Source organism: Rhodococcus jostii RHA1 (assembly GCF_000014565.1).
Lineage (GTDB): Bacteria > Actinomycetota > Actinomycetes > Mycobacteriales > Mycobacteriaceae > Rhodococcus_F > Rhodococcus_F jostii_A.
Map to the genome: position 1 here is coordinate 95381 of NC_008269.1, position 22864 is coordinate 118244.

24 protein-coding genes and 4 pseudogenes are annotated in these 22864 nt (G+C 65.8%); 13 read left to right on the plus strand and 15 right to left on the minus strand.

Going from position 1 to position 22864, the window contains the following annotated elements:
* Positions 1-292 precede the first annotated feature (292 nt).
* Positions 293-1006 carry an AraC-like ligand-binding domain-containing protein gene (locus tag RHA1_RS36060; protein WP_148228464.1) on the minus strand — a complete coding sequence of 238 codons (714 nt, stop codon included), beginning with the start codon at positions 1004-1006 and terminating at the stop codon, positions 293-295.
* Between the two features lie 266 nt (positions 1007-1272).
* Here RHA1_RS36060 and RHA1_RS50775 point away from each other — a divergent pair, with 266 nt between their 5' ends.
* The 3 genes from RHA1_RS50775 to RHA1_RS52375 all read left to right on the plus strand — a co-directional run bounded on the left by RHA1_RS50775 (position 1273) and on the right by RHA1_RS52375 (position 2765).
* Entirely contained in the window at positions 1273-1434 is a 162-nt protein-coding gene (locus RHA1_RS50775) for a hypothetical protein (RefSeq protein ID WP_167540980.1), read from the plus strand.
* Positions 1435-1712: 278 nt separating this feature from the next.
* On the plus strand, positions 1713-2078 hold the full coding sequence (locus RHA1_RS52370) for a hypothetical protein (RefSeq protein ID WP_011599042.1): 366 nt from the start codon (positions 1713-1715) through the stop codon (positions 2076-2078).
* Between the two features lie 54 nt (positions 2079-2132).
* A complete protein-coding gene (locus tag RHA1_RS52375; RefSeq protein WP_011599043.1) occupies positions 2133-2765 on the plus strand; it encodes a hypothetical protein in 633 nt (210 codons plus the stop codon).
* A gap of 114 nt (positions 2766-2879) precedes the next feature.
* On the opposite strand, the gene RHA1_RS36075 is transcribed toward RHA1_RS52375, so the two are convergent.
* On the minus strand, positions 2880-3812 hold the full coding sequence (locus tag RHA1_RS36075; RefSeq protein WP_011599044.1) for a helix-turn-helix transcriptional regulator: 933 nt from the start codon (positions 3810-3812) through the stop codon (positions 2880-2882).
* 180 nt (positions 3813-3992) lie between these two features.
* Here RHA1_RS36075 and RHA1_RS36080 point away from each other — a divergent pair, with 180 nt between their 5' ends.
* The 3 genes and pseudogenes from RHA1_RS36080 to RHA1_RS36095 all read left to right on the plus strand — a co-directional run.
* Complete coding sequence (locus RHA1_RS36080) at positions 3993-4394, plus strand: cupin domain-containing protein (RefSeq protein WP_011599045.1); 402 nt, start codon at positions 3993-3995, stop codon at positions 4392-4394.
* A gap of 775 nt (positions 4395-5169) precedes the next feature.
* Positions 5170-6006 (plus strand): hypothetical protein, encoded by an 837-nt coding sequence (locus tag RHA1_RS52380; RefSeq protein WP_237727042.1) that lies wholly within the window; start codon positions 5170-5172, stop codon positions 6004-6006.
* Positions 6007-6176: 170 nt separating this feature from the next.
* Positions 6177-6614: pseudogene (locus RHA1_RS36095) on the plus strand (phospholipase D-like domain-containing protein); the annotation flags it as partial.
* A gap of 47 nt (positions 6615-6661) precedes the next feature.
* On the opposite strand, the gene RHA1_RS36100 reads toward RHA1_RS36095, so the two are convergent.
* Entirely contained in the window at positions 6662-7885 is a 1224-nt protein-coding gene (locus tag RHA1_RS36100; RefSeq protein WP_237727043.1) for a site-specific integrase, read from the minus strand.
* 175 nt (positions 7886-8060) lie between these two features.
* Here RHA1_RS36100 and RHA1_RS51230 point away from each other — a divergent pair, with 175 nt between their 5' ends.
* Positions 8061-8207 (plus strand): hypothetical protein, encoded by a 147-nt coding sequence (locus tag RHA1_RS51230; RefSeq protein WP_193384959.1) that lies wholly within the window; start codon positions 8061-8063, stop codon positions 8205-8207.
* Positions 8208-8271: 64 nt separating this feature from the next.
* Here RHA1_RS51230 and RHA1_RS36105 read toward each other — a convergent pair whose 3' ends face one another.
* Positions 8272-8586 (minus strand): helix-turn-helix domain-containing protein, encoded by a 315-nt coding sequence (locus RHA1_RS36105; RefSeq protein ID WP_011599050.1) that lies wholly within the window; start codon positions 8584-8586, stop codon positions 8272-8274.
* On the minus strand, positions 8576-9637 hold the full coding sequence (locus tag RHA1_RS36110) for a tyrosine-type recombinase/integrase (RefSeq protein ID WP_050787555.1): 1062 nt from the start codon (positions 9635-9637) through the stop codon (positions 8576-8578). Before RHA1_RS36110 ends, RHA1_RS36105 begins: the two co-directional genes overlap by 11 nt.
* 146 nt (positions 9638-9783) lie before the next feature.
* Here RHA1_RS36110 and RHA1_RS36115 point away from each other — a divergent pair.
* Both RHA1_RS36115 and RHA1_RS50780 read left to right on the plus strand, forming a co-directional pair.
* Positions 9784-10293 (plus strand): annotated as a pseudogene (locus RHA1_RS36115) (phosphatidylserine/phosphatidylglycerophosphate/cardiolipin synthase family protein); the annotation flags it as partial.
* 188 nt (positions 10294-10481) lie between these two features.
* On the plus strand, positions 10482-11024 hold the full coding sequence (locus RHA1_RS50780; RefSeq protein ID WP_011599052.1) for a hypothetical protein: 543 nt from the start codon (positions 10482-10484) through the stop codon (positions 11022-11024).
* A gap of 45 nt (positions 11025-11069) precedes the next feature.
* On the opposite strand, the gene RHA1_RS36125 is transcribed toward RHA1_RS50780, so the two are convergent.
* The 8 genes and pseudogenes from RHA1_RS36125 to RHA1_RS36160 all read right to left on the minus strand — a co-directional run bounded on the left by RHA1_RS36125 (position 11070) and on the right by RHA1_RS36160 (position 14816).
* Positions 11070-11327, minus strand: a complete 258-nt coding sequence (locus RHA1_RS36125) for a hypothetical protein (RefSeq protein ID WP_085996125.1) — start codon at positions 11325-11327, stop codon at positions 11070-11072.
* A 34-nt stretch (positions 11328-11361) separates the two neighbouring features.
* On the minus strand, positions 11362-11802 hold the full coding sequence (locus tag RHA1_RS44850) for a MerR family transcriptional regulator (RefSeq protein WP_167540981.1): 441 nt from the start codon (positions 11800-11802) through the stop codon (positions 11362-11364).
* A gap of 400 nt (positions 11803-12202) precedes the next feature.
* On the minus strand, positions 12203-12532 hold the full coding sequence (locus RHA1_RS36140; protein WP_011599055.1) for a hypothetical protein: 330 nt from the start codon (positions 12530-12532) through the stop codon (positions 12203-12205).
* Positions 12533-12548: 16 nt separating this feature from the next.
* Positions 12549-12895, minus strand: a pseudogene (locus tag RHA1_RS36145) (histone-like nucleoid-structuring protein Lsr2).
* Between the two features lie 136 nt (positions 12896-13031).
* Positions 13032-13454, minus strand: a complete 423-nt coding sequence (locus RHA1_RS49730) for a hypothetical protein (protein WP_237727044.1) — start codon at positions 13452-13454, stop codon at positions 13032-13034.
* A complete protein-coding gene (locus tag RHA1_RS50785) occupies positions 13414-13566 on the minus strand; it encodes a hypothetical protein (RefSeq protein WP_167540979.1) in 153 nt (50 codons plus the stop codon). Before RHA1_RS50785 ends, RHA1_RS49730 begins: the two co-directional genes overlap by 41 nt.
* 113 nt (positions 13567-13679) lie before the next feature.
* A complete protein-coding gene (locus tag RHA1_RS36155) occupies positions 13680-14027 on the minus strand; it encodes a histone-like nucleoid-structuring protein Lsr2 (protein WP_041813380.1) in 348 nt (115 codons plus the stop codon).
* Positions 14028-14570: 543 nt separating this feature from the next.
* The gene (locus RHA1_RS36160; protein WP_011599058.1) at positions 14571-14816 is read right to left on the minus strand and encodes a helix-turn-helix transcriptional regulator; all 246 of its coding nucleotides are present in this window, start codon (positions 14814-14816) and stop codon (positions 14571-14573) included.
* 908 nt (positions 14817-15724) lie between these two features.
* Here RHA1_RS36160 and RHA1_RS52990 point away from each other — a divergent pair.
* Together RHA1_RS52990 and RHA1_RS36175 are read left to right on the plus strand one after the other, a co-directional pair.
* Positions 15725-15853, plus strand: coding sequence for a hypothetical protein (locus RHA1_RS52990; RefSeq protein ID WP_272942781.1), 129 nt, complete (start codon positions 15725-15727; stop codon positions 15851-15853).
* Positions 15850-16605, plus strand: coding sequence for an MBL fold metallo-hydrolase (locus RHA1_RS36175; RefSeq protein WP_011599060.1), 756 nt, complete (start codon positions 15850-15852; stop codon positions 16603-16605). Before RHA1_RS52990 ends, RHA1_RS36175 begins: the two co-directional genes overlap by 4 nt.
* Positions 16606-16792: 187 nt before the next feature.
* Here the strand turns inward: RHA1_RS36175 and RHA1_RS36180 are convergent, their stop codons facing one another.
* Together RHA1_RS36180 and RHA1_RS53320 are read right to left on the minus strand one after the other, a co-directional pair.
* Complete coding sequence (locus RHA1_RS36180; protein ID WP_011599061.1) at positions 16793-18007, minus strand: saccharopine dehydrogenase family protein; 1215 nt, start codon at positions 18005-18007, stop codon at positions 16793-16795.
* Positions 17952-18155, minus strand: a pseudogene (locus RHA1_RS53320) (transposase); the annotation flags it as partial. The gene RHA1_RS36180 and the pseudogene RHA1_RS53320, both read right to left, overlap by 56 nt.
* A 235-nt stretch (positions 18156-18390) precedes the next feature.
* Between RHA1_RS53320 and RHA1_RS36185 the strand changes: the two are divergent.
* Positions 18391-20190 (plus strand): C39 family peptidase, encoded by a 1800-nt coding sequence (locus RHA1_RS36185; protein ID WP_011599062.1) that lies wholly within the window; start codon positions 18391-18393, stop codon positions 20188-20190.
* Positions 20191-20387: 197 nt separating this feature from the next.
* Positions 20388-22859 carry a DUF4185 domain-containing protein gene (locus RHA1_RS36190; RefSeq protein ID WP_011599063.1) on the plus strand — a complete coding sequence of 824 codons (2472 nt, stop codon included), beginning with the start codon at positions 20388-20390 and terminating at the stop codon, positions 22857-22859.
* The last annotated feature ends 5 nt before the right edge of the window (positions 22860-22864 follow it).

The window sequence follows — 22864 nt, forward strand, 5'->3', positions numbered from 1 at the left end:
TGCGCTCTCGGGGCGCCCGGGGAAGTGGGCGTCGACTCCAGCACTCGCACCGATGTCGCTCTGTGATCGCGTTCACACTGACGGTGTGTGTGGTTCCTATATTTGACCTGATCCGAGCGGTCCAACAGATCCAATTCCGAGGGAGTTAGAGGTACCGGTATGTCATCTGTCAGTAACACCCCAGATGGGCCGGATTCACCCGCGCCCGCCTACCGCGGCCTGTATGAACAGCTGAGGGAGGGCATCCTCAGCGGCCAACGGACGGTGATTCCTGCCGGATGAGCGAGCGCCGTCAGTCCGGGCGGGTCCAGCCGTTCTCCAGGCGGTACCGCCGCGGGGCCGTGAGGTGCGCCTCGATGAAGGCCTGGATCTCCCGCAGCCGCTCATCGCCGCGCTCCGCCGCCCGCCAGCGGCCGCTCGCCTCACCCGCCGCGGTGACGGTCAGTTCGGCGACCTCACATGCCAGGCGGACCGCCCCCTCCCCGGACGTGCCGGCGGCGGACTGCGTCAGGCGGTCGAGCATCGGAGACAGGAAGAACCCGACACCGGCACTCGTACGCACCGGGGTGGCTGTCAGCTGCTGCAACTCCGCCGCGCTGACCGCGATGCTCTCACGGGGCCACGTGTACACCCGCAGTCGCCAATCCCCCGACATCGCCCAGGCGAAGGGCCGCGAGGTGTCGTAGACCGCGAAGGCACCGCCGGACACGACGCAGTCGCGGCCGTCCTGAGCAAGATATCCGCTCCCTCGGTCGACCAGTCCAACAGCCAGAAGATCGCGGTCGGCGGCCGCGGCCAATCGTTTGGTCCGGGTGAAGGTCTGCGGGGTCGAGGTGACCACCGATGCCTGCAGGTGACCGATCTGCCGTGACCGCACCGACCCGGACAACGGCGAGGCGTCCTGCTGGGCGATCTGCAGCGCGATGAACCGGTCCCGAATGACCCCGGTCCACGACCGCAGCGACGTCGCCGTCTCGACGACAACCCCATTCTCCGAGCCTGCCATGCGGTGCAGAGTACGACGCGCAGCGCGCCACGACCAGAGCACCACCGAATCGGCCCCATTTCAGGGTGGCACTCTCCGACAACTAGCTGGCACCGACAGAACACAAATCTCCCCGCGAGGTGCCTACCGTCGGCACATCCGACCAATAGCCAGTGGGGAACGATCATGAGCGCAGCGCAGACCTCCCCAGTCGCAGACACCAGTATCGACAACGGCTACGTGTGAATAACCCAAAGGCCACGGATGCCACTGTCCTGAAGGAAGTAATGACAACACTTTTCAGAATATGCGGCGGCCCGTTCCTCGCCCTCGCGAACTACCTTCTCGCCGCGAGAACGACCTACGCGCTGTTCGACATGTATAACGCCGAGATCGAGGTCGACCCGCACTCCGAGGTGGGGGCCGCTGCGAAACACCCGGAACGGTGACCAGCCAGACCTCGCCTCATTGACCCGACGAAGCTCTCTCGTCACCGACAGAACGGTTAGGGGCCTTAACACCTCACCACCGCCTCATCGGCGGGACGCAGTTCGCGTCGCCTCGCCGATGAGGCATTTTTCGATCCACATTCGATAGTGACCACCATCACGAATAAATCCGCGTGTAACCCCCGCCACAGATCCGCCCGCATGACCCAACCCCAGATAGCCGGGACCACGACGGCGGAACGGCCTGCACGTGAACCGAAATCGAGGAGAACAAAGAAATGCCATCAAGAAGAACCATCGTTTTGGGTGTCATCGCCGCGATCGGCGCACTGCTGTTCCTCTTCCCGATCACAACAGGAATGCTCGGCAAGACCCAGGCCGTGGAAACCCTCACCGGCGATCTGCGCGCAAGCTTCGAGCCCGACGCGTTGGCCCAGACCCGCGCCGATATGAACACCGTGCAGGCCATGTCCGACCAACTCCAGGCGCAAACGCTGCCCGATCTGCCGAATGCGCTGGCCATGAGCCCGCAACAATTCCAGGACTACATGGGACAAAATTTCCCCGACGTCGCGAGCGGCACCGCCCAACTCAACACCATCTTGCCGAAATTCCAGAACCTGGTGACCGGACTGGAAACCTAGGCGCCGAACTTCCGTGCCGCTGACCAGATTCCGACCAGTACCCTCCCGAGCACCGTGGCACCGTTCCTGTTCCTCGTACCTGGAGCAGTGCTTGTCCTGCTCGCAGGCGGCGCCCTGCTGTTCGGCCGCGGACGAGACGGCAACAGGCTCTCCCGCACCGCGCTGGCGGTCAGCGTCGTCGTCGGCCTGGTCTTCGTGGTAGCGCCGCTGGTGCTGGCAGTGCCGGCCAAGGCCAAGGCCGTCGACGAGCTCACCGCCGCGTTCGGGCCCGTGTTCACCGACGCCGGGGTCGCGGCCGTGCGCTCGGACATGACCGTCATCGCGAAGATGGCCGACCAGTTGCAAACCCAAACCGTCCCCGCCCTGGCGAGTGCCTTGAAGATGGATTCCACCCAGTTCCAGGACTTCATGGGGCAGAACTATCCTGACGTCGCCACCGGCATGGGGCAGCTGAACGAGATCCTTCCGCGTTTCGAGGCCCTGGTTGCCGGTATGGAAAACAACGTCGACACCTTCCAACTGGCCGCGAGTATCCCGACCGCCGACCAGGCAACCACAACACTGACATGGTGGTTCATCATCCCGGGCATCGCGCTCATCCTGCTCGGCGGAATCGGACTGTTCACAGGCAGCGCAGGGCTGACCAACACCGGCACACCCCGAGAACAGACACTCGAAACCGTTTGACCCTTCCACCCTCTCACCGCAAGCAGCGGTGATCCCCCACCCGTGGGTGGCCCCGCTCTACGTTCAAGGTGGGGCCGCCCACGGGTGAGACACACCAACGGTCTATCACGCCGGTCAGCGCAGTTCGTGGACGTTTGCTCGCCAGACGCCCGGGGTGACGCCGACGGCGCGTTTGAAGGCTCGAATGAAGGTGTTGACATCGACGAAGCCCGAGCGATATGCGACCGACTCGACGGGTATATCGCTCTGCCGCGGATCAGCGAGGAGGCGCTGGGCGTTCGCGATCCTCTCCGACCGCAGGAACGTCGCCGGGCTCATTCCCGATCTGGTGAACAGGGTTTGAGTATATCGGAGCGAAATATGGTGCTGCTCCGCGGCGACTTCGATGGTGAAGCGCGGATCGCATGCATTCTCGCGGATGAGTCTCTTGATGGATTGATAGATCGCTTCGGGGCCAACCGCTTTCGCTGACTCTTCGAGACTTCTGTGATGCAACACGCTCAGCAGTAGGTCGACCGCGGTCTGCCCCATCTCCTCCCGCAGCGGCGTCGGTAGATCGTTGGAGACGGTGAGCAATTCCTGCGTGAACGACCAGAGCACCCGCATCGCGGGATCCTGCGGCGCGATCCCCGTCGGCCCTCGGTGAAGTTGCTCGAACTCACGGCTGGGGAGCAGTCGGCGGGGCGTTTGCAGCACGACCTCACGCGAAGCTGTAGCGAACTTCAGCTCGTACGGGTCGCTGGCCGCGTGAAGGGACCCGTAGCCGGAGGGCATCGGTGTCTGCTGGCCATCCTTGACCACCGCGCCGTCGCCGGACACATGCATCAAAAAGAGCACGTCATCGCAGCCATCGCGAGTGAGCCGTGGGGTACGCAGGACGTGAGAGGGGTCGGTCTCGACTCGAGTCAAACTCACACCCCGACCGAGTTCTCGCTGGTCCAAGGCACCACGGAACCGGTCGTCGGCTTCTTTGACACCCAGTTCGATGAAGGTGTCGGAGATCATTCTCGTCCAACCGCCGACTCCGGAAACGGTCACGAGCGCCATAGCGCATCCCTCACATCGTCCGCTCTCTTACGCACCTTCTGCGGATCTAACCATTGGATCACCATGTACGTTTTTTGGCGATCGTCCGTGCGTTTTTCGTCGATCCCGGCACCAGGCGTGACCTTAGGCTCACTCCCCAGCGTTCGGCTATCGGGCGCGAAATTCAGGAAGGACGAAGCCATGACCAGCGCAGACACCGTATTCAGCCACATCATCGCGAACAGCGACGAGGTGGAGTACGTACCTTTCTCCTATCCGGAGGCCGGGGGGACGGGCGGAACATCCGAGTTCGGCGAGATCGCCATTGTGCGGGAGCAGTCCTACAACGGGAATCTGCTGGTTGCGGCCTTCTGGAAGGTGCAGCCGGCAACCTCGCCGCTCTACGACATTCCCCTCGGCGACGAGTCGGGTTTCGTCATCGAGGGTTCGGCGACGATCGAGCTGATCGACTCGGGCGAGACACTCGAACTCAAGGCGGGCGACCTCTACTCGTTCACCAAAGGCACCCTGAGCCGGTGGACCATCCACGAACCGTTCAAGAAGTTCGTGGTCGTGAACGACGGTCCGGCACCGACCAACTGATCCAGCGGCCCGATGGGTCGTCCTCGGTGATGAAGTCGGCCCTGAGCGCACAAGGAACCGACTTCATCGCCGAAGCACCATCGACCGAACAAGCCCAAACGAGATTCCAACCCTCGCCCCCATCGAGGAGTTGGGCGGAGCCGGTGGCACTGTCCGCCATCAAACACACAGAGGCAAGTCTGCACTTTTGTGGAACTCACGTCATCAGGGTCTCGCAGACTCGGTTCGACGTCCTGCACCATCGGCGGGAACGTCCACCTGCGAGCCCCAGCGAGCCGGGCCACTGTCTGCGAGCGGCGCTGCTTCTTCGGGTGCCCGATTTGCACGCCCGCCGAAGGGTGCGACCCTGAAGTCACGTCGCTGTTGCCTGCTCATGCAGTTCCTCCATCCGTCTCGATCCGATCCCCCGCCAAAGAGCTGGTCGCCGCTGCCCGCAAAGTCGCGGACGACAACCTGGGGCGGAATCGAGACGGTTGATCCACCCGGGGAGGGCTGCGGCACGTGGATACACTTGTGCCACAAGCTCATTGCAACTTCTGAAGCCGACCACGACAGACCTCAGGAAACTCCCGGGTGGGAGCGCGGCAACAAGACTACCAGCGCACCGAAGCCCGGGTCAGGGGACGTGTCATTTCTGCTGGTCAAAGACCAATCCAGGGTCGGATACGACACCACCAGCACTGGTCGAGCCGGTGCTAGTTCTCACCCGGCCGGCAAGCTCGGTCGCGGCCGGCAGCGCAATCGCGGCCCTACCGGTCAGGTTAAGCTGCCGGGCATGGCGCTTGGACCCACGCGACGCACGCGCGCCCACCCCGTCGATCTCGAAAACCTCGCTTACGCTGCGCAGGAGTTGCGGGAAGCGCTGATCCCGCTGCACGGCATCACCCCCGACCGCCGCGATGCCGCGGACACCGAGTTGCGGGACAGAGCACGCCAAGCCCAGGAACGATTTTTCGCAGCTGTCGCTGGGCTCCCCCGCCGCGAACGCAGACTCGCCCGCCACTGGGAGAACGCCGCGGTCCTGCGCTACCGGCACGGGCTGGAAGTCTTTGCGCGCGCCGAAGACCTCGGCGCCGATATGCTCGCCCAACTCGCCACCCACCGGCGGCCATCTGTGCCCGCGCTCACCGAACTGGGCGACGCCTGCACCCATGCCCGCACCCTCGATCAACACCAACGGCCCGAGATATTCGGGGCAGTACCCCGCAGTGCCACCCGACGGCTTCGCACCGCCCCCGGCGACTCGGCCGGCGCCGACCACGATCGGGCCACCGAGCGGTCTTGCATTGTTGACCAAGCTGAACTGCGGTGGCGGATCCGCCGTGATCTGACAAGTCTTCTCGTCGAGAACGTCCTAGCGGGCGACGGAATCAGCCGGGAAGCCGAACGCCATCTCGTCCCGTGGCTGAAACTGGCGTGTGAGACCCTCGACAGTCCGATGAGCATCGACGGTCTCGAGGATGTCGCCGCGCAATGGCGCGAGCGCCGCCGGCCCTACATGCTCGCCGCCGCAGATCGGGCCGACGTGATCATCGTTGACCCGATCCCTCGTCGGCGCGCGACCCTGTGGTGGAGGCTCGTCCACGGGGATGAACCGCCGCCGCCGCTGTAAGGCGGGACGCGGCGGCGTCGACCAGAAACGATGGGGACGTGTCATATCCGCAGTTCATCACAGCTTTTCGCAGAGTACGGCGATGCAATTGGCCTCATGGGCTGCACCGTACGCTCCGGGCCCGAGCCAATAGCGGTACAGCGCATCACGCCCGCGCTACCGTTCGACGTATGGGGACGACACTTCACGGGCCGAGTCCCTGGCCGCACATCACCCGCGCCATCCGCACGCGCGGACCCCGGCACGCCGCGATCGCTTACCTGGGCGAGGACGCACCCGCTCTGCTGCCGCTGCGGGCCGGTGACCTCCTCGTCGTGAACGCCTCCCGAGCCGCGGTGCGCGCGCATGTGACCTCGCCGATTGCGCTTGCGTACTACGTCGAGGCCGGTGTGAGGGTCCTGTCGTCGCCGAACCTGCACGCCAACGTGATCGCCACCAGTCGGCGGGCGGTCATCGGCTCCGCGAATGCCTCCCACAGCTCGACCATCGCCGATGAAGCCGTCATCGTCACCGACGACCCGGAGGTCGTCGCCGCCGTCCACACGTTCATCGACGGCATCGAGGAGATCACCGAGGTCGATCAGGTGTTCCTCGACAACGCCACCACCAAAGCGCACAGGTTCGTGCGAACGTGTGCACGGTGACGCCTGAAATCTCACAGGTCCGCGAGCAGGGTGGGATCGACGCGGTCGGCGAAGTAGGCCAGGACGCCCTCTGGGCTCATGCCGTAGGTGGTGGCAATCAGATTGGGATCGTGGCTGTTGGCCAAGGCCAGCAGTCGGGAGGCGCGCAGCGTGGAGATCGTGGTGTCGGCGGGGTCGAGGAGGTGGCTGAGGTAGGGCCGGGACGCCGGTGTCCGCCCGGATCGGGTTCGGCTGGTGACGATGACGTGGGGATTGTGGGTGCCGGATCTGCGGTGCTCGAGGCATCGGGTCAGTGCGGCCCAGGTCGCCGGGTCCAGCGGGATCGGATGTGGGCGGCGGCCGAGCCGAACCGTGTGGTGCTGGGGATCGATGTCGGCGAGCTGCAGGTGACGCAGTTCGTGCTGTGAGGCACCGTGGATCAACGCCATCAGGCCGACGAGGGCCTCGTTCGGCGCCACCTCGGTGGATGTGGACCAGCGCGTGAACAGTTCGCGCTGTCGCGAGCGCGGCAGGGTCCGTCCATGGAATCCGCGGGGCGTGCGCACGCGCAGCTCGGCGGTGGGATCGATCAGGATGAGCTTGCTGCGGCGGGCGAAGCGGAAGAAGTGGCGAAGTCCGCCCAGGGGGCCGCCGGCCGGCGAGACCTCGGCGAGGTAGTCCTCGATCACGGCCTTGTCGACCTGCGCCCAGTCCTCGATCCCGCGTCCGACGAGATGACATGACAGGTCCCGGATCTGGGCCAATCGCTTGTCGATGGTGGTGTCGGCGCGGGGCCGGGTCCCGGCGCGGCGGGCGCGGTCTCGTTCGTCGAGCATTGCGCGTTCGAACGCGGCGACGGCGGGCCGCAACGGTTCGGGCACGGCCTGCACGCGTCGCGCCCGGCGGTCGGCCGCGAGCCGCTGCGACTGGTCGGTGGGCAGGGCGAGGCCTCGGGCGGTGAAGAAGTCCTCGAGCATCTTCGCGAGCGACCCGATCGAGCGGCCGGGGATGCGGGCCCGGTCGAGTAAGGTCTGCGGCATTGCCCGTGGCTCGGTGCGCAGCAGTGCCCCGAGCTGACTCACCAGACGTGTCGCCTGCTCCGGAGAGTACCGACTTGACACATGGATGGTGAAGTCCCACAGCCAATTCGGTGGATCATCGAGTTCGGCGAGGAGGTGTTCGGCGCGGGTGTAGGGGCGTTGCGGGCGGCGTTTCTGGCAGCGGTTGCACAGCCTCGCCCCGCCGCCGCGGATCACGCGCCCGCATTCGGTGCATGCGGCGGCCGGCTTCGGCGCCGGCCCGGGTTGTGAGCACGGTCCGCACCAACCGGTGTGTTCGCGTAAGTAGCCGTCGCGGCCGCAACGCGGACAGTGTCGGCGGGCGGCGGCGAGGTCGTGACGGCGGCGGCACCGCTTGCACCGGCTCTCGCCCTTGCCGCGCACGGCGGCACCGCAGTCGTGGCAGGTGCGCGAGCACCACCGGCATCGCCCGGTGTCCGGACTCAAGACCCGCTCGATCCCGCAGCGGGGACACGGCGACTTCGCCGCAGCGGCGACCGCGTTGCGCCAGCACCGGTAGCACAAATCGCGCCCGAGTCGGCCCCGCGGCCGACCGCAGCGGGTGCAGTCCCCGACCTTCTTCGTCACACCGGCGGCATCGACCGGCCGCCGACTCGCCGCGCCGCGGGCTCCGACGCTGTCGGCGCCGAGGGCTGGGCGGGGACCCGATCGGGCGTGGTGTCGAGGTCGAACAGGTCGTTCGGGGTGCAGTCGAGCGCAGTGCACAACGCCAGCAGCGTGCTGAGCTTGATCTGCGAGGGTTCCTTGGTGAACAACGCCGACACCGACGCCGACGACAGCTCGAGTCCGCCGCGTTCGGCGAGCAGACGGCGCAGCTGGGTGCCGGTCCATACTTCCCGTTGGGCCGCGGCCATCCGCAGTTTCCATCTAATGTGCATCATCATCTCCCTGCAGGAACGCGACGGTGTCGGACACCGCGCTGCGGTAGGCGTCCTCGATGAACGTCTCCGACGGACGGACGTACCGCATCGTCGATCCCACCGTCCAGTGCCCTAACATCTGTTGTATCGCAACGAGATCGACTCCTCGTTCGTAGTTGTGGGTGGCGCATGCCCGGCGCAGCGCGTGCGGGCTGAACCGGTCCGCCGGCGAGCAGTGCTCGAGATCCTGCAGATACCGCAGACGGTTGCGGATCGTGCCTCGGGCCATCGCACCACCACTCTGATCGCAGAACAACACCGCCGATTCCGGCAACTTCGGTCGTACATCCTCGAGATACCACCGCACCACCAGATCGAGGTGGTCGAGCATCGGAACCCACCGCGGCCGGGGCCCGGAGGTGCGGGCACCCTTGCCGAACCGCACATGCAACTTCCCGAACGGGCCCTGCCCGAAGTAGACGTCCGCGATCTCGAGTTTGGACGCCTCATCGGAGCGCAACCCGGCGTGATACAAGGTCCGGAACAGCGCATAATCCCGGGCCGCTGGCGCGTACTTGCGAGCCGAGCCGATCCGTTCCTTGAGGAAGTCGAAGAAGACGGCCACCCGACTCACGCTCGGAGGTGGTAGCAGCCTCGGTGAATCGTCACCGACATGACGGCTCGCATTGAACTCGTCGATCGGGTTCGTCAACCGTACCCCGAACAACGCCTCGATCTCCCCGGCGCGGCGGGTGATCAGGAACCGGTGAAAACTGCTCAGCGCCTGCACATATCTGCGTCGAGTCGACGCCAGCAAGCCGTCCGCGGCCATCGCTCCGACCACTCGATCGACATCGTCGGCGGTGGCCTCCCACACCGGTTTGCCCAGCGCCGCCAGCATCCGCTCGAGGTCACCTGTCTCGTTCTCGATGGTCACCGCACTGAAGCCTCGGACCACCCGCGAGGTCACGAACGCCTCGACGCATTCGAGTTGAAAGGTCAGCGGATCGGTCGACGCGTGGGCGACCTCGACCGTCCTGCCCTGCACCACACGAAATGTGTGACTCATGCCACATAGGTTAAGGCCACCTTGCTCGTCAAGGTGGTACCGACACGAATGGAATCCCACCTCGAAAACAGTGGACTCCCCAAACCGGGCTGAATGACCAGCTCGCAGGCAATTTCCGAGAGAACGAACGTATGCCACTTCCAGTCGAATGGCAGATCGGGCGGTCGGTGCCGATCCCCGGGATCGGTGGCCGGATGCGCACCAACCGCGACTTCCTGCCTGCACGGGTTACCCGAATGTTCCTGCGGCACATCGTCGAATACGAACCCAGCGCAACCGAGCAACAAACATGGGCCACCCAGGCGGGCCGATCCTCAGCCTCCACCGGCGGGCCGGCAGCGACATATCAGCTCGAATGGTTCCGCCTCGACGACCGACGTGCCCGCCTCGAGCGTGGCGACGTCCTCATCTTCACCGACGACAACGACTGGATCTACCCGCCCGCGGTCGTGGACTCAGACGCCATCGCGATCCCGCACACCCACAGAGCCTTCGGCCATCTCCTGCTCGTCCGAGCGGACCTGCAGCCGCTCTCAGTTGCGGACGCCGCACAGCAGCTCGCCGACCTCGGGCACCCCAATCCCCGGCTGACAACAGATCACCGGATCATCTCCGCCAGCCTGCGTGCCGCACTACTCCGACTCTGGAACCTCTGACCTGGATCCGTTGACCCAGCGGCGGATCGGACCATTGAGGACCGGATTTCCAGCTGGCGCGACTACTGTCCGGCTGAGCGACACGCCCGAGCGCGTGCGGGGGTCCTTGGAGAAACCGTCACCTAGCGGATTCACTGGCTTTGCGCCAAGCACCGCGCAACTGTCCGGCTGAGAAGCTCGTAACAAGAGTGAACAGGAGTGAAATACCCGAGCAGTCGTGGATCGCTGCCCAAGATCTGTACGACCAGGGATATACGGTCGATGGAGCACGTCAGCTCTTCGGGGAGCCAAAGACAAGCCCCGACGGAACCCTCGGTTGGGAAGATGACTGGATCGACCGCGCAGAAGGAAGGGCCCTCATCCCTGTACTGCCCTTCCTTATCGAACGTCTGCGCGGACATTCCGAGGTGGGAGAGGCTGCTGGCGAGCTGGTCAGGCTCTACGAGGAGCTCAATCGTCGAGTAGGAAATGATGGTGCTCCCGATCCGCTCCATCACCATGAAATCTCCGAAGATGAGCTGGTAGAGCTGGGAAATGACCGCGACGCCCTCAATGCGATCTACGGGTCGCCGCACCGTTGGACACGAGAGCCTGTGGTCGAGGGCAATTCGGTTCCGTTCATTTCGCAGGCATCAAGCCGGTTCGGAGATGGCGCGCGATTGGTCGGAAGGCGGGAGCTCCGGTGGTGGCTCAAGAGTGCAGTGAGCGAAGTGACGAACAAAATGAAGTGAGACACTCGCACTCACCTTGGATGTGTCCCATGCCCGTATACGGGCCTACTTCGAGGACAGCCACAGCCGGAACGCTTCGGCCGTCGCTGCCTGCATAGTCGTTCCACGGGTGGCTACTTCGATTTTCACCTGCCGCAGCAATTCGGGGTCCACCCGCGCGGAGAACTGCAGGTGTTTCGCAGCGCCCGCGGCCGGCGTAGCGGACTCGGCCGGAGTCTGCGGTATGCGCGAATCTGAATCACCATCGGGGACCGCATGCGACACCGTGCTGTCGAACGCTCCCTCGGGTTGGTCCTTGGGCATCGTCATCTCCCGTTCGGCAACAGGCGGCGGTGTTTCAGCCGGATGCGGGGCCGGGCTGATCCGACTTGGGGCGGTGGGGGTGCTGGAGTTCGGTGTTGATGCGTCGGGCCTCGGCGAGTTGGTCTTCGAGGATGATGATGCGGCACGCGGAATCGAGTGCGGTGCCCTGGTCGATCAGTTCGCGAGCTCGGGCGGCCAGACGCAGCTGGTATCGGGAGTAGCGGCGGTGGCCGCCCTCCGAGCGCCCGGGGGTGAGCAGCTTCGCGGCGTCGAGGCTGCGCAGGAATGCCTGTGTCACGCCGAGGATCTCGGCGGCGTGACCCATGCTGTAGGCCGGGTAGTCCTCGTCGTCGAGCTTCCCGGCCGCGCGTCGGTCGGGCGAATCTTCCGGAATGGGGTGACACCTTTCAAACGGACAGGGCCCCCGGCGCCGTGAGGCACCGGGGGCCGGAGCGGGTTTCACTACCTTATTCACTGCACTTTTGCCGACTGCCAGGCTCGTCTTGCCTGCCCGGCCGCCGGTCGGAAATGCCGGGGCCTTACACACTCACATCAACCCTTGCCCGGCACATCCTGGTCTTGCGGCACTTCTCTGCGGGCAGTTCATCCTCTCCCGCACTTCGTGAACTCTTTCCTTGCGACGAAAGGAACTCTACAACAGCGACACCTCAATGTCTACACTCGCCACTGCAGAAATTCTGGAGTCGGTTGACCAGGGATTTCATACGCGGCAGGGGCGAGTGGGTTCCGTCGACGTCGCCGGGTGGTCGCTCGACGGATCGGCTCGCCAGGAGGAGGCGGATCGGTACAACATCTCCTTAGCCCTGCCCACGATGGGGACGTGTCATCTCCCCAGGTGACTGAGCCAATCCGGCTTACCAGTCCGATGCGCTGGACGTGATCTCGCGGGCGCGGTGGGGCCAGTCCGGGTCGCTGACCAGAGCGGTGATGGCAGTGGCCATCTGCTCGGTGTTGCCGTCGATGCCGAGCCGGCGGAGCGTGCGGGCGATGCGTGCGGGGTGGGCTGGCCACCGTCCACCGGTGGTTTCGACCAGGGCAGCGAGGACGGTGGCCGCCTCGGTGTCGCTGAGTTTCACCGGCTCACCGGTCATGCCTCGTAACCCGCGGCTGCCGGTGGTCAGCCAATGCGCGCTCGCTGCTCGGCGCACCGAGGCCCGGTACCAGGGATTACGCAGCGATCGCATCAACGCTCCTTCGCGTTCAGTGGGCGTCCGGGAACGCCTGCTCGACCTCGGCGGGAATGCGCCCGTGCGAGGAGATTTCGTAGCCCTGTTCGGCCGCCCAGGCGCGGATCTCCTTGCCGTTTCCGCGCCGCCTCGGCGGGGCGTCCGGGGCGACGGGGTGATCCGGGCGTCGTTTGCGGCCACCGACCCGGGTGGCGTGTTCGATGAAGAATCCGATCTGCTTGTGAAACTTGCTGGCGTGCTTGCCTTTCAGATCGATTTCGTAGTCCACCCCGTTGACGGAAAGGTGATGCTCTCCCCGTCCTCGCCGAAGACGGTTCCGTCGATGTCGTCGACCAGTTCGACAATTACTTTGCGCGTCACAGTTCCCCGATCTCTCACGTCTTCTGCCAATTCAGCAGGCAGAACCCTACTGGCGGCGGCCAGGGCACCGACCCCGGGGAGGTGTCATGTCCGCAGGTCACATGCCGGTTGTACGGCGCAGGAGCAGCCGGGGGGCCTATCGGGTGTGCACCCGGGTGTCCCCCAGGGGGCCGAGCGCGAAGTCGAGGGGCGGCGGACACAGCGCGATGGAGGGCAAGAAGGTGGGCACCTCCGGCCCCCACACGGTGATGGTGTTGACGGGATAAATCAGATTGGTAAACGGGACGCACACCAGTTCCAATTGGTGGGTATTCACCGATCCGGGCGCACAGGTCGACATGGCACCGACCGCGAAGAACCGCATGTCGCACCCACTCGGAGCTGGGGCGGCGTGTGCGGGCGCCGCGGTCAGCGACAGGGCGGCGGCCGCGGTGGACGCGACGACAGCGAGGCGCAGAAACGAAAGACATGGGATCCTCCGGTGGTGCGGGGCCCGACCCACCGCCCATTCTCGCAGGTCAGGTGCCGCTGCCGCGGTCCATCCGACGAATCCGCTCACGGCGGGCATGCTTGGCGAGCAGGTGTTTCCGGCTGGTCGGGGCGCGGAACATCTCGTCGAGCATCCGGTTCTCGATGTTGTGATGGAAGCGGAGGATGCGTGACCCGACCAATTCCTTAGACCAGCCGGCAGCAGGTCGGGCTGTGCCACCCTCGACCTGCAGACAGGACTCCTTCAGGGTTGCCGGCGCGAATTGCCCACCTGAGGTCCCACTCGCCGGTGCGGTCAGTGGGCCTCGTGGAAAGCTTGGACGATCTCGGCACGGATCCGGCCCCGAGAGGACATCTCGTAGCCCTGTTCTGTCGCCCACTCCCGAATCTTCTTGACCTCGCCCGTCCTCGGAGTCGACCCGATCGGATCCGTTACCCGATTCGAGCGGCGCTTCCTGCCTCCGACCCTCCTGGAATGAGCAATCCAGTAGTCGAGAGCGTCGCGGAACTCCTTGGCGTGCTCACCCTTCAGATCGATCCCGTACTCGACGCCATCAACCGCGTAGTGGATGCTCTCCCCCTCATCGCTGAACACGGTCCCGTCGATATCGTCCACCAACTCCACCACAGCCCTACGTGCCACGGGTTCCACTCCCACCTTCATCGATACGAAGGAATCAACAGTACGCGCGCCGAACCCCGCATTACTGCTAGTTACGCTAGCTATGCTTGCATCGCACCAACTGCCGGCGATCGGGCTCGTCGTCGCACAGCACCCTGCCATCGTGTGCGAGGGGCCGCCGCCGGAATCCTTCGAGGATTCTCATCACCAGCGCCACCCGGCTTTTCACCGGACAATCCCAACGCACGCACCCCACGCCACTTCGTCACTATGACCCAATTCGAGCGCCGGTCGCCGTACCACCCCTCCGATCGCCCCGTCCGACGACCGACCCATGAAGCCGCAGAAGCACTCTCGGGCCTACGTGTGCAGCACTATCGGCACTGTCGGGCCGGATGCACGTCGGGCTGCCGCAACCCCATGTGTCCACCGTCGCCTGTGCCCACCTCCGCACCCCCGCGCACGGAATCCGCTGGCGTAGTGCGGCGCAGCCCCATCCAGGCACAGGTGGGTGAACTCCCGCGGACCGGAGTCCAGATCTTCGGTGTCGAAAATGACAGGCGATCACTCGGCGCGGCGCCGGCGCGACTTGGGAATGTCGGTGCGCGCGCCCTGACCGGGTCTGTTGTTCGCCCACGCGACGATTTCCGACCGCTTCCACAGCGGAGTGCGGCCGATCTTCTCCACCGGCGCCGGCGCTTGCCCGCGGGAGACGTACCCGCGGAACGTCGAGGCCGACAGCTCGGTACCGGTCTCCTCTTTGATCAGGTCGATGACCTGATCGGTGGTCAGTCGATGCGGGTTGGCCATCGGGTGAGAGTCCTTCCTGTTCATCGCCTTCTCGGCGATGCGGGTGGTAGTTCGGTTTGCAGTCCGGCGGTCGACCTGCGACACGACGGCACGCTGTGCGGGACCGTCCTCGGAGGGACCCTACAACGGCGTGCTGTAATGCCCGCACACGCGTTCGGGGGTCTGATGGCGGTCCGTACGTTCCAACACTACAGCGATAAATTGCAAGGTTCGGGAACCCTTGGAGAGGCCCTCTAGCGGGGGACACGACACGTCCCCGAACATCAAGTCTCCCTCCTCGAACCGAAAGGACCCGCTCGCTTGCGAGAGCAATGTCGACATGTCGCTGCCCTCACGGCCTTTCTCGCGCACACTCAGTGCCGAGCTTGCGCGCGGAAAATTCCACGTCGGCGGTCCGCAGCCAATCGGTCAGGGGTGTCTCCGAGCGCAGCTGCCTCAGTGAGAACGACCTGCCCCGTCGGGGAGGGACAGACTCAGTGCCGACTCGCCGGGGCAGTGGCGGCATGCGGCATGGCGACCGCCGTTGCACGTCCCGACATGGCCGTAGACGTAGACCGCCCGTGCGACCATGGGCTCCCACGGCGCCACACGCGGCCCCACCGCATGCCAGACATCGGGCAGGAGGTCACGTGCCGCCGAAGTTGAGAAGAAGTGCCCACAGTCACATCGCACGAACTCAGGCGCCCACGACCTACTCATGCCCGTCCCCGCCGATCACACCAAAACCGCTGAGCGCAACAGTATTCCACGAATGGTGCCGTCGGGTAGTCCACACCGCCGGTTGCACTGACACGGCAACACGGCCATCGCACAGCGACGGATTCCACCCCTAGCCACCGCGCGAACCCCGTCGCCGCCTCGATCACGTACCCTGCCCGCTGGAGCAAGCACACAGGAGGAGAGACTGTATGGGGGTCGGATCGGTGCACGAAACGCTCGTCGACGACGACGGAATGGACTATCGACGAGTGTCGGGCGCGCAGGTCACGACGGACGCGCGACAGGGCTTCGGCAGGCCGGCTGTGGTCACGCGATGAAGCCCCAGACCGTCGAAATCGCCGACGGCGTGTTCTTTGTGCACTCCGAGATGGTCAACTGGGTGCTGCTCACCGACGGCGACGCGGTGAGCGTGATCGACACCGGGTATCCGGGGCAGCGCGGCGCTGTCGAGGAATCGATCCGGGCTATCGGACGGGATCCGCACGGCATCGAAGCAGTGCTCATCACCCACGCACATGTCGACCACATCGGCAGCGCACAGTATCTCTCCGACACCTATGGGGCGCCGGTACTGGTACACCCCGACGAGGTAGCTCACGCCCGCCGGGAATGCCACGAGGTCGCGACCCCCTGGGATGTGCTCGGCAATATCTGGCGACCCGGGGTCCTGCCGTGGGCGATCAAGCTGATCCGCCTCGGTGGCACGGCCAAGTACGGCATCGACTCCCCCACCCCGATGCCCGTACCCGGCGCCCTGACCTGCCCGGGCGCCCCCGTCCCGGTTCTCGCGCCCGGCCACACCTCCGGTCACACCATCTACCACCTTCCCGATCGCGGTGTGGTGATCTCCGGGGACGCCCTGATCACCGGGCACCTGACCTCACCGATCTCCGGGCCCCAATTGTTGCCGCAGTGGTTCGACCACGACCGCGGCACGGCCACCGAGTCGCTGCGCATCATCGGAGAGTTGGACGCCGACATTCTCCTGCCCGGACACGGGCCGATCCATCGCGGCTCCGTCGCCGAAGCGGCCGCAACCGCACGAGAACGCGTCGGCGCCGCGCGGTGAGGATCGGATCGCACTGACGCGAGACCTCCGTTCCCACAAGGTCTTCGCGCACCCCACCCGGCCCGACGACCGGCTACACCTCGGGCCTGACTGCTGCCCTCATTGCAAATAAGGCTGGCAGTGCGTGCCATCGGAAGGCTTTGGGTGGGCGAGGTCTGAGCGTGTGGTTCTCGTCAGCCGAGGCGCATCAGAGCTTGCGGGCGGAAATCTCCACCCCTGGCCCGCGTAGCCTGTCGACGAGCACGTCACCGAGTGCGGTGGCCGGGGTGAGGACACCGGCCTCGTCGGGGAGCCGGTCGCGGTCGAGCACCAGGCTCAGGGCCGACTCCCCCAGCAGGACCGCGGTGGCCCGGTAGCCGGGATCGCCCTGCGCCGTCACCCGGGACGCGTAGCGGGCGCCGGTCGTGGTGGTGGTGTAGATGTCCATCGCGAAGTAGCCGGTGCGCTGCGTTTTCTCGCTGGGGCCCTGACCGGGTGCGGGGAGGAGGCGGTCGAGGAGAAACCGGGTGGGCGGAACGCTGAGGCCGAGGACGAGCCCGCCGAGGACGGCGGCGACGCCGGCCGCGTAGAGGCGGGACAGGCGGGAGTCGCCGACGCTCATCACCTCCCGGTACTTGAACTTGCGGCCGTAGGCCCAGTTTTGGAGGGCGTTGCTGCGCCGCACGATGCGGGTGTTGTACGAGCCCATGACGAACGGGGCCTTCCATCCGCGGACCTGCGGGGCGATCTCGGTGCCGTCGACGATGGCGACGTCGGATTGTCGGCCGAGGTCGGGTTCGGTCGTCCGGTCGGGGCTGAGCGAGTACGGGGAGGCGGCGAGCCGGCGCAGGGCCGCATCGCCCCGGGAGAGGTCGATCTGGGTGCGGAGTGAGTCGATCGTCCCGCCGGAGACGCCGCCGCTCAGCGACGCGACCAGGGTGGTGTCGGTGAGTTCCCCGGCACCGTCCGCCTGGACTTTCCGGTGCAGGACGTGCACACCCAGATCGGAGGGAATGGAGTCGTAGCCGCAGGAGTGCACGACCTTCACACCGTTGGCCCGGGCTTTGTCGTGGTGGGCGTCGATGCTCGTCCGGACGAACAACACCTCCCCGGTCAGGTCGACGTAGTCGGTGCCGGCCGCGACGGCGGCCGCGACGAGTTCGGTGCCGTACTTCGCGTACGGACCCACCGTGGTCGCAACAACCCGTGTGCGGGAGGCAAGCTCGGCGAGCGCGACGGCGTCGTCGGCATCGGCATCGGCATCGGCATCGGCATCGGCATCGGCATCGGCGATGATGATCGGCCAGTCGGCGGCGCGGGGCCCGAGCGCCGCCCGCGTTGCCTCAAGTTTCGCCTGTGACCGTCCGGCGAGTCCGATCCGGATGCCGTCCGGGGCGGTGCGTGCGAGATAGTCGGCGAGCAACCTCGTCCCAGCTCTCGGGTAGAAACAGCTGCCAGTCCAGTGGGGCGGCCGCCTCGTCGGGCGCGGCGTGCACGCTGATCGCGATCTGGCAGTTGTTGAGGGTGCCCGAGTACTGCCGTGCCACGCCCGGCGAGGCGGGTCGGTCCTTGATGACCTTTTCTAACCCTAATGATCCGTGACATCGGCGGTCCCGCGGGAGAACAATTTAAACAGACCGGTCTTTACGTAGGAGGCCGAAGCGGTGCCGGAGGTGCAGCGATGCGGGCGGCGGACCTTCACCAAGGCACGGGATTGCGATTTCACGGGCGCGTCGGTGCCCAGTTGACGATGGTTGCTGCGAGCGGCGGCTGATACGCCGGACCGAGTGCCACGGGAGCACAGTGATGGACCTGCAGATCCTTTCCACCGCCATGGGCAACCTGTCGACGGCTGACTACGAAAGATTTGTATCTCCGTTCAACGAGGCACTGTTCGCAGCCGAATGCACCACCGTCAACCGGGTGGCGATGTGGTGCGCTCAGGTCGGTCACGAGTCCGGCGGGCTGCGGTACATGGAGGAGATCGCCGACGGCAGCGCCTACGAGGGACGGCTGGATCTGGGGAACACCCAACCCGGCGACGGCCGCCGGTTCAAGGGCCGTGGACCCATCCAGCTCACCGGCAGGGAAAACTACCGGCGGTTCAGCGTGTGGGCACACAGCAAGGGCCTCGTACCCACCGCTGACCACTTCCTGACCGCGCCCGCACTCGTCTCCGACCCCAAGTGGGGATTCCTCGCAGCCTCCTACTACTGGACGGTCGCACGACCCAAGCTCAACGAGCTCTCCGACGCCAGCGACATCGAGGGCGCCACCAAGGCAGTCAACGGCGGCCTGAACGGCCTGCCCGACCGCACCAACCGGTGGAATCGTTGCCGCGCCCTCGGGGCGGCTCTGCTGCCCACCACCATCGAGAGGAAACCGGCCGTGGAGAAAGTTCTCGACTATCCGCGCATCCACATCAAGCAGGACACCTTCTTCAACTGCGGTCCGGCGTCAACCCAGACGGTGATCATCGCCCGCACAGGGGGCTTGATTTTGGAGAGCGATCTGGGACATCAGATGGGCACCGACCAGGGCGGAACGGACCATATCGGCCTGATCGCACCTGTCCTCAACAAATACGTATCCGGGGCGGACTACCGGGTGACGCAGATGCCGAACGACCCGCCGACCAAGAAGCAAGCCCAGAAACTGTGGGACGACGTCGTGCGCAGCATCGACAACGGGTACGGCGTGGTGGCCAACATTGTCGCCCCACCCAGCAACTACCCGCGCGGTGTTCGCGGTTCCCGGAGCCCCGAGTATGCCGGTGGGACCGTCTTCCACTACATCGCGATCATGGGGTACGCCGACGACAACGGTGCCCGCGCGTTCTGGGTCGCCGACTCCGGTTTCGTACCGTACGGCTACTGGTGCTCGTTCGAGCAGATGGCCAGCCTGATCCCGCCGAAAGGCTACACCAGCGCAGCAGGGGGACACCTGATCGTCCGGGTCGGTGAGATCTGGGCGCAGTTGCTCGGAATCAACGGCAAGGGCTGGCCACAACTGGGCGGACGCACCCTCGTCGACGCCGTCGCCACCCTCGGCCAGGACATGGGCATCGCCGGGTTCGGGCCACCCGCCGGACATACCGATGTCCCACAACGCACCACCGTCGACGACTGCGTCCTCGACATCTGGACCCAACTGATCGGCATCAACGGCAAAGGCTGGCCACAACTGGCCGGACGCACCCTCGTCGACGCCGTCGCCACCCTCGGCCAGAACATGGGCATCGCCGGGTTCGTACCACCCGCGGAGCACACCGGGGTCCCCGAACCGAGTACCACAGCGAATCGTGTCCTCGACATCTGGACCCAGTTGCTGGGCATCAATGGCAAAGGCTGGCCACAACTGGGCGGACGTACCCTCGTCGACGCCGTCGCCACCCTCGGCCAGGAGATGGGTCTCGTCGCGTTCGTGCCACCCGCCGGACACACGAATGTGCCCCAACCGAGTACCACCGACAACCGTGTCCTCGACATCTGGATTCAGTTGCTCGGCTTCGACGGAAAAGGGTGGCCACAACTGAACCGCCGCACACCCGTCGACGGGATCGCCACCATCGGCCAGGCCCGGGGTATCCCCGGTTTCACCTCGTAGGAAAGGGGGTTTCGGGCCGTACCGAGACCATTCGGCCGCGAACATCTGACCATCTGTGCCGCTCGCCCTGCTGCGACGTCTGAAGTCGGTGGCGGAGCAGGTTGTGCGGGCCGTTGAGACGCGTGACAGCCGTGCAGCACACCGGGCGGCGGGTCTCGGGATGGCTGACATGAGCGTGGCCGAGGGCAGGAGGCGGAATGTCGTTCGTCAAGTCCTTGAATCCGCTGGCGCAGTTCGATATCGGCGGCACCGACCTGGGCATTCCGTTTCGGATGCCGAACGGTCAGATCGGGTTCGTCCTCGGTGACACGTTCGCCGGGACACAACCCCAGGTGGGTGGGCCGAATTGGCGTTCCCCGATGCTCCTCCGCAGTAACACCCACGATGTGACCACGCCGATCACCTTTGCGTCGGCGGCGCGCAACGCGAAGCAGTTGTGGGACTACGTGCACGACAACCCGGAGTACTCCACGATTCTGCCGTGCGATGCGATCTCGATCGGCGCCCGGATCTACCTGTGGGTGATGGTCACCCAGGGTCTCGGGAACGAGAAGTGGTGCGAGATCCGGTATTCCGATGACCTCGGTGAGAGCTGGACCGACACCGGCGTGAAGTGGTCCACCTCTGTCTACGGCGGCAAACGCACTATGGTCACTTGGGAGAAGGGGGGTGACGGGTTCGTCTATGTCATCTCCACCGGCGGTCTGGCCCGGAACAAGAACGCGATCCTGCACCGGGTGCCCGAGGCTCAGATCGCCTCCCCGTCCGCGTGGGTGCCGTGGGGCTGGAACGGCACCTGGGGTTGGGGTAACCCGCCCGGTGACGACCCCACCCGGGGCATCCTCCCGGACCGCACCAAGTTGGGTGAGATCTGCCTGCGCCGGATCCAGGGCAACCTGGTGTTCTCCGGGTTCGATGCCGGCGCCTACAACGCCTTTGTGAAGGTCGCGGCGAAGCCGACCGACAATTGGCACACCGCGAAAACCTATCGACCGGTGAAGGGCTCGTTCTTCGGTCCGGGTGGTCCCGATGTCGTCGATCGGCTCTACGGCTGCTACATCCACCCCGACAGCCGGTTCGACCGTCCTGGCGGCTTCGCCATGATCGTCAGCCAGTGGGCGGCGGACGGCAACCCCTACCGGGCGATGCAATACCGCATCTCCGGCATCACACCGGTGACGCCGGTGACCACCACCCTGTCCGGGGAGATGACTCCGGCGGTCACGACCCTGACCGACCACCCCACCGCTGAAGGGACAACTGCAATGGCTTTCCCGTTTGTGCCCGTCGCTGGCGGCAACAACATCATCTCCTCCGGTTTCCGCACCCCGGGGCGGCCCGATCACAACGGCATCGACTTCGCCGCACCCCAGGGCGAGCCGATCTACGCCGTCGAGGACGGGGTGGTCGTCCGCTCCGGCCCGGCCTCCGGCTTCGGGAACTGGATCGTCCTCGACCACCAGGCCACCCTCCACGTGGACACCGTCTACGGGCACATGCGCGCTGCGGACCTGCTCGTCTCGCAGGGCATGTTCGTCCGCGCCGGCCAGCAGATCGCCCGGGTCGGCAACGAGGGCGACTCCACCGGTCCGCACCTGCACTTCGAGGTCTGGACCTCGCCCGGCCGCTTCGGGGGTGCCGCGATCGACCCGAAACCGCTCCTCGTCGGCTCCGCCAACCCACCCACCGGCACCATCGACCCGGCCGCGGGGACCTTCTACGGGGTCGACATCTCCAACCACCAGGGGAACTTCGACATCGCCGCCACCAAACGCGAAGGATTTTCCTTCATCGCGGCCAAGTGCACCGAGGGCGACTTCTTCAAGGACTCCTTCTGGCCCCGCAACCGCGACCTGATGCAACAGCACTTCCCCGGCATGTTCTGCGGCTACCACTTCGCCCGCAACGGTGACCCGATCACCGCACAGGTCACCAACCTCAAGGCGCACCTCGGGGACCCGAACATCCCGGTCATGCTCGACTACGAAGACCCGAACACCCCCGGTAGCGGCGCCAACCTGCGCCAGCTTGTCGACGCCATCAACGCCGCGGGCATGCGGGTGTGCGCGATCTACCTGCCCCGCTGGTACTGGCAAGGCCACATGGGCTCCCCTCCCCTGAACGATCTCCCCCCGCTGTGGAATTCGCACTACGTCACCGCCTCCGGGTTCGCCTCCGTCATCTACCCCGGGAAAGGATTCGCCGGCTGGAAGGACTACACCCCCGGCGCACCGGTCGAGATTCTGCAGTTCTCCGACAAGGGGCGGGTCGCCGGGAAACTGGTCGATGTCAACGCCTACGAGGGCACCCTGGACGAGCTGCGGACCCCGTTCGGTGGCGCCCCCGGCAAACTGAGCGTCGACGACTGCGTCCTGGACTTCTGGCTGCAGCTGCTCGGCCCCGGCGGGGCGGGTTGGCCCCAACTGAACAACCGCTCCGTCGTCGACGCACTCGCCGAGATCGGCATGCACCACGGCGTTCCCGGGATGACACCCCCACCAGCCGGCGCCGCGGCCGCCTCGCTGCCTGCCACTACCGCGGACCGGGCCCGCGACGTGTTCGATCAAATCCGAGGACCCGACGGCACAGGCTGGAATCAGCTCGGGAATCGCTCGCTCGTCGACGCCATCGCCGCCATCGGCCACCAACTCGGGGTACCCGGGTATTGAACAGA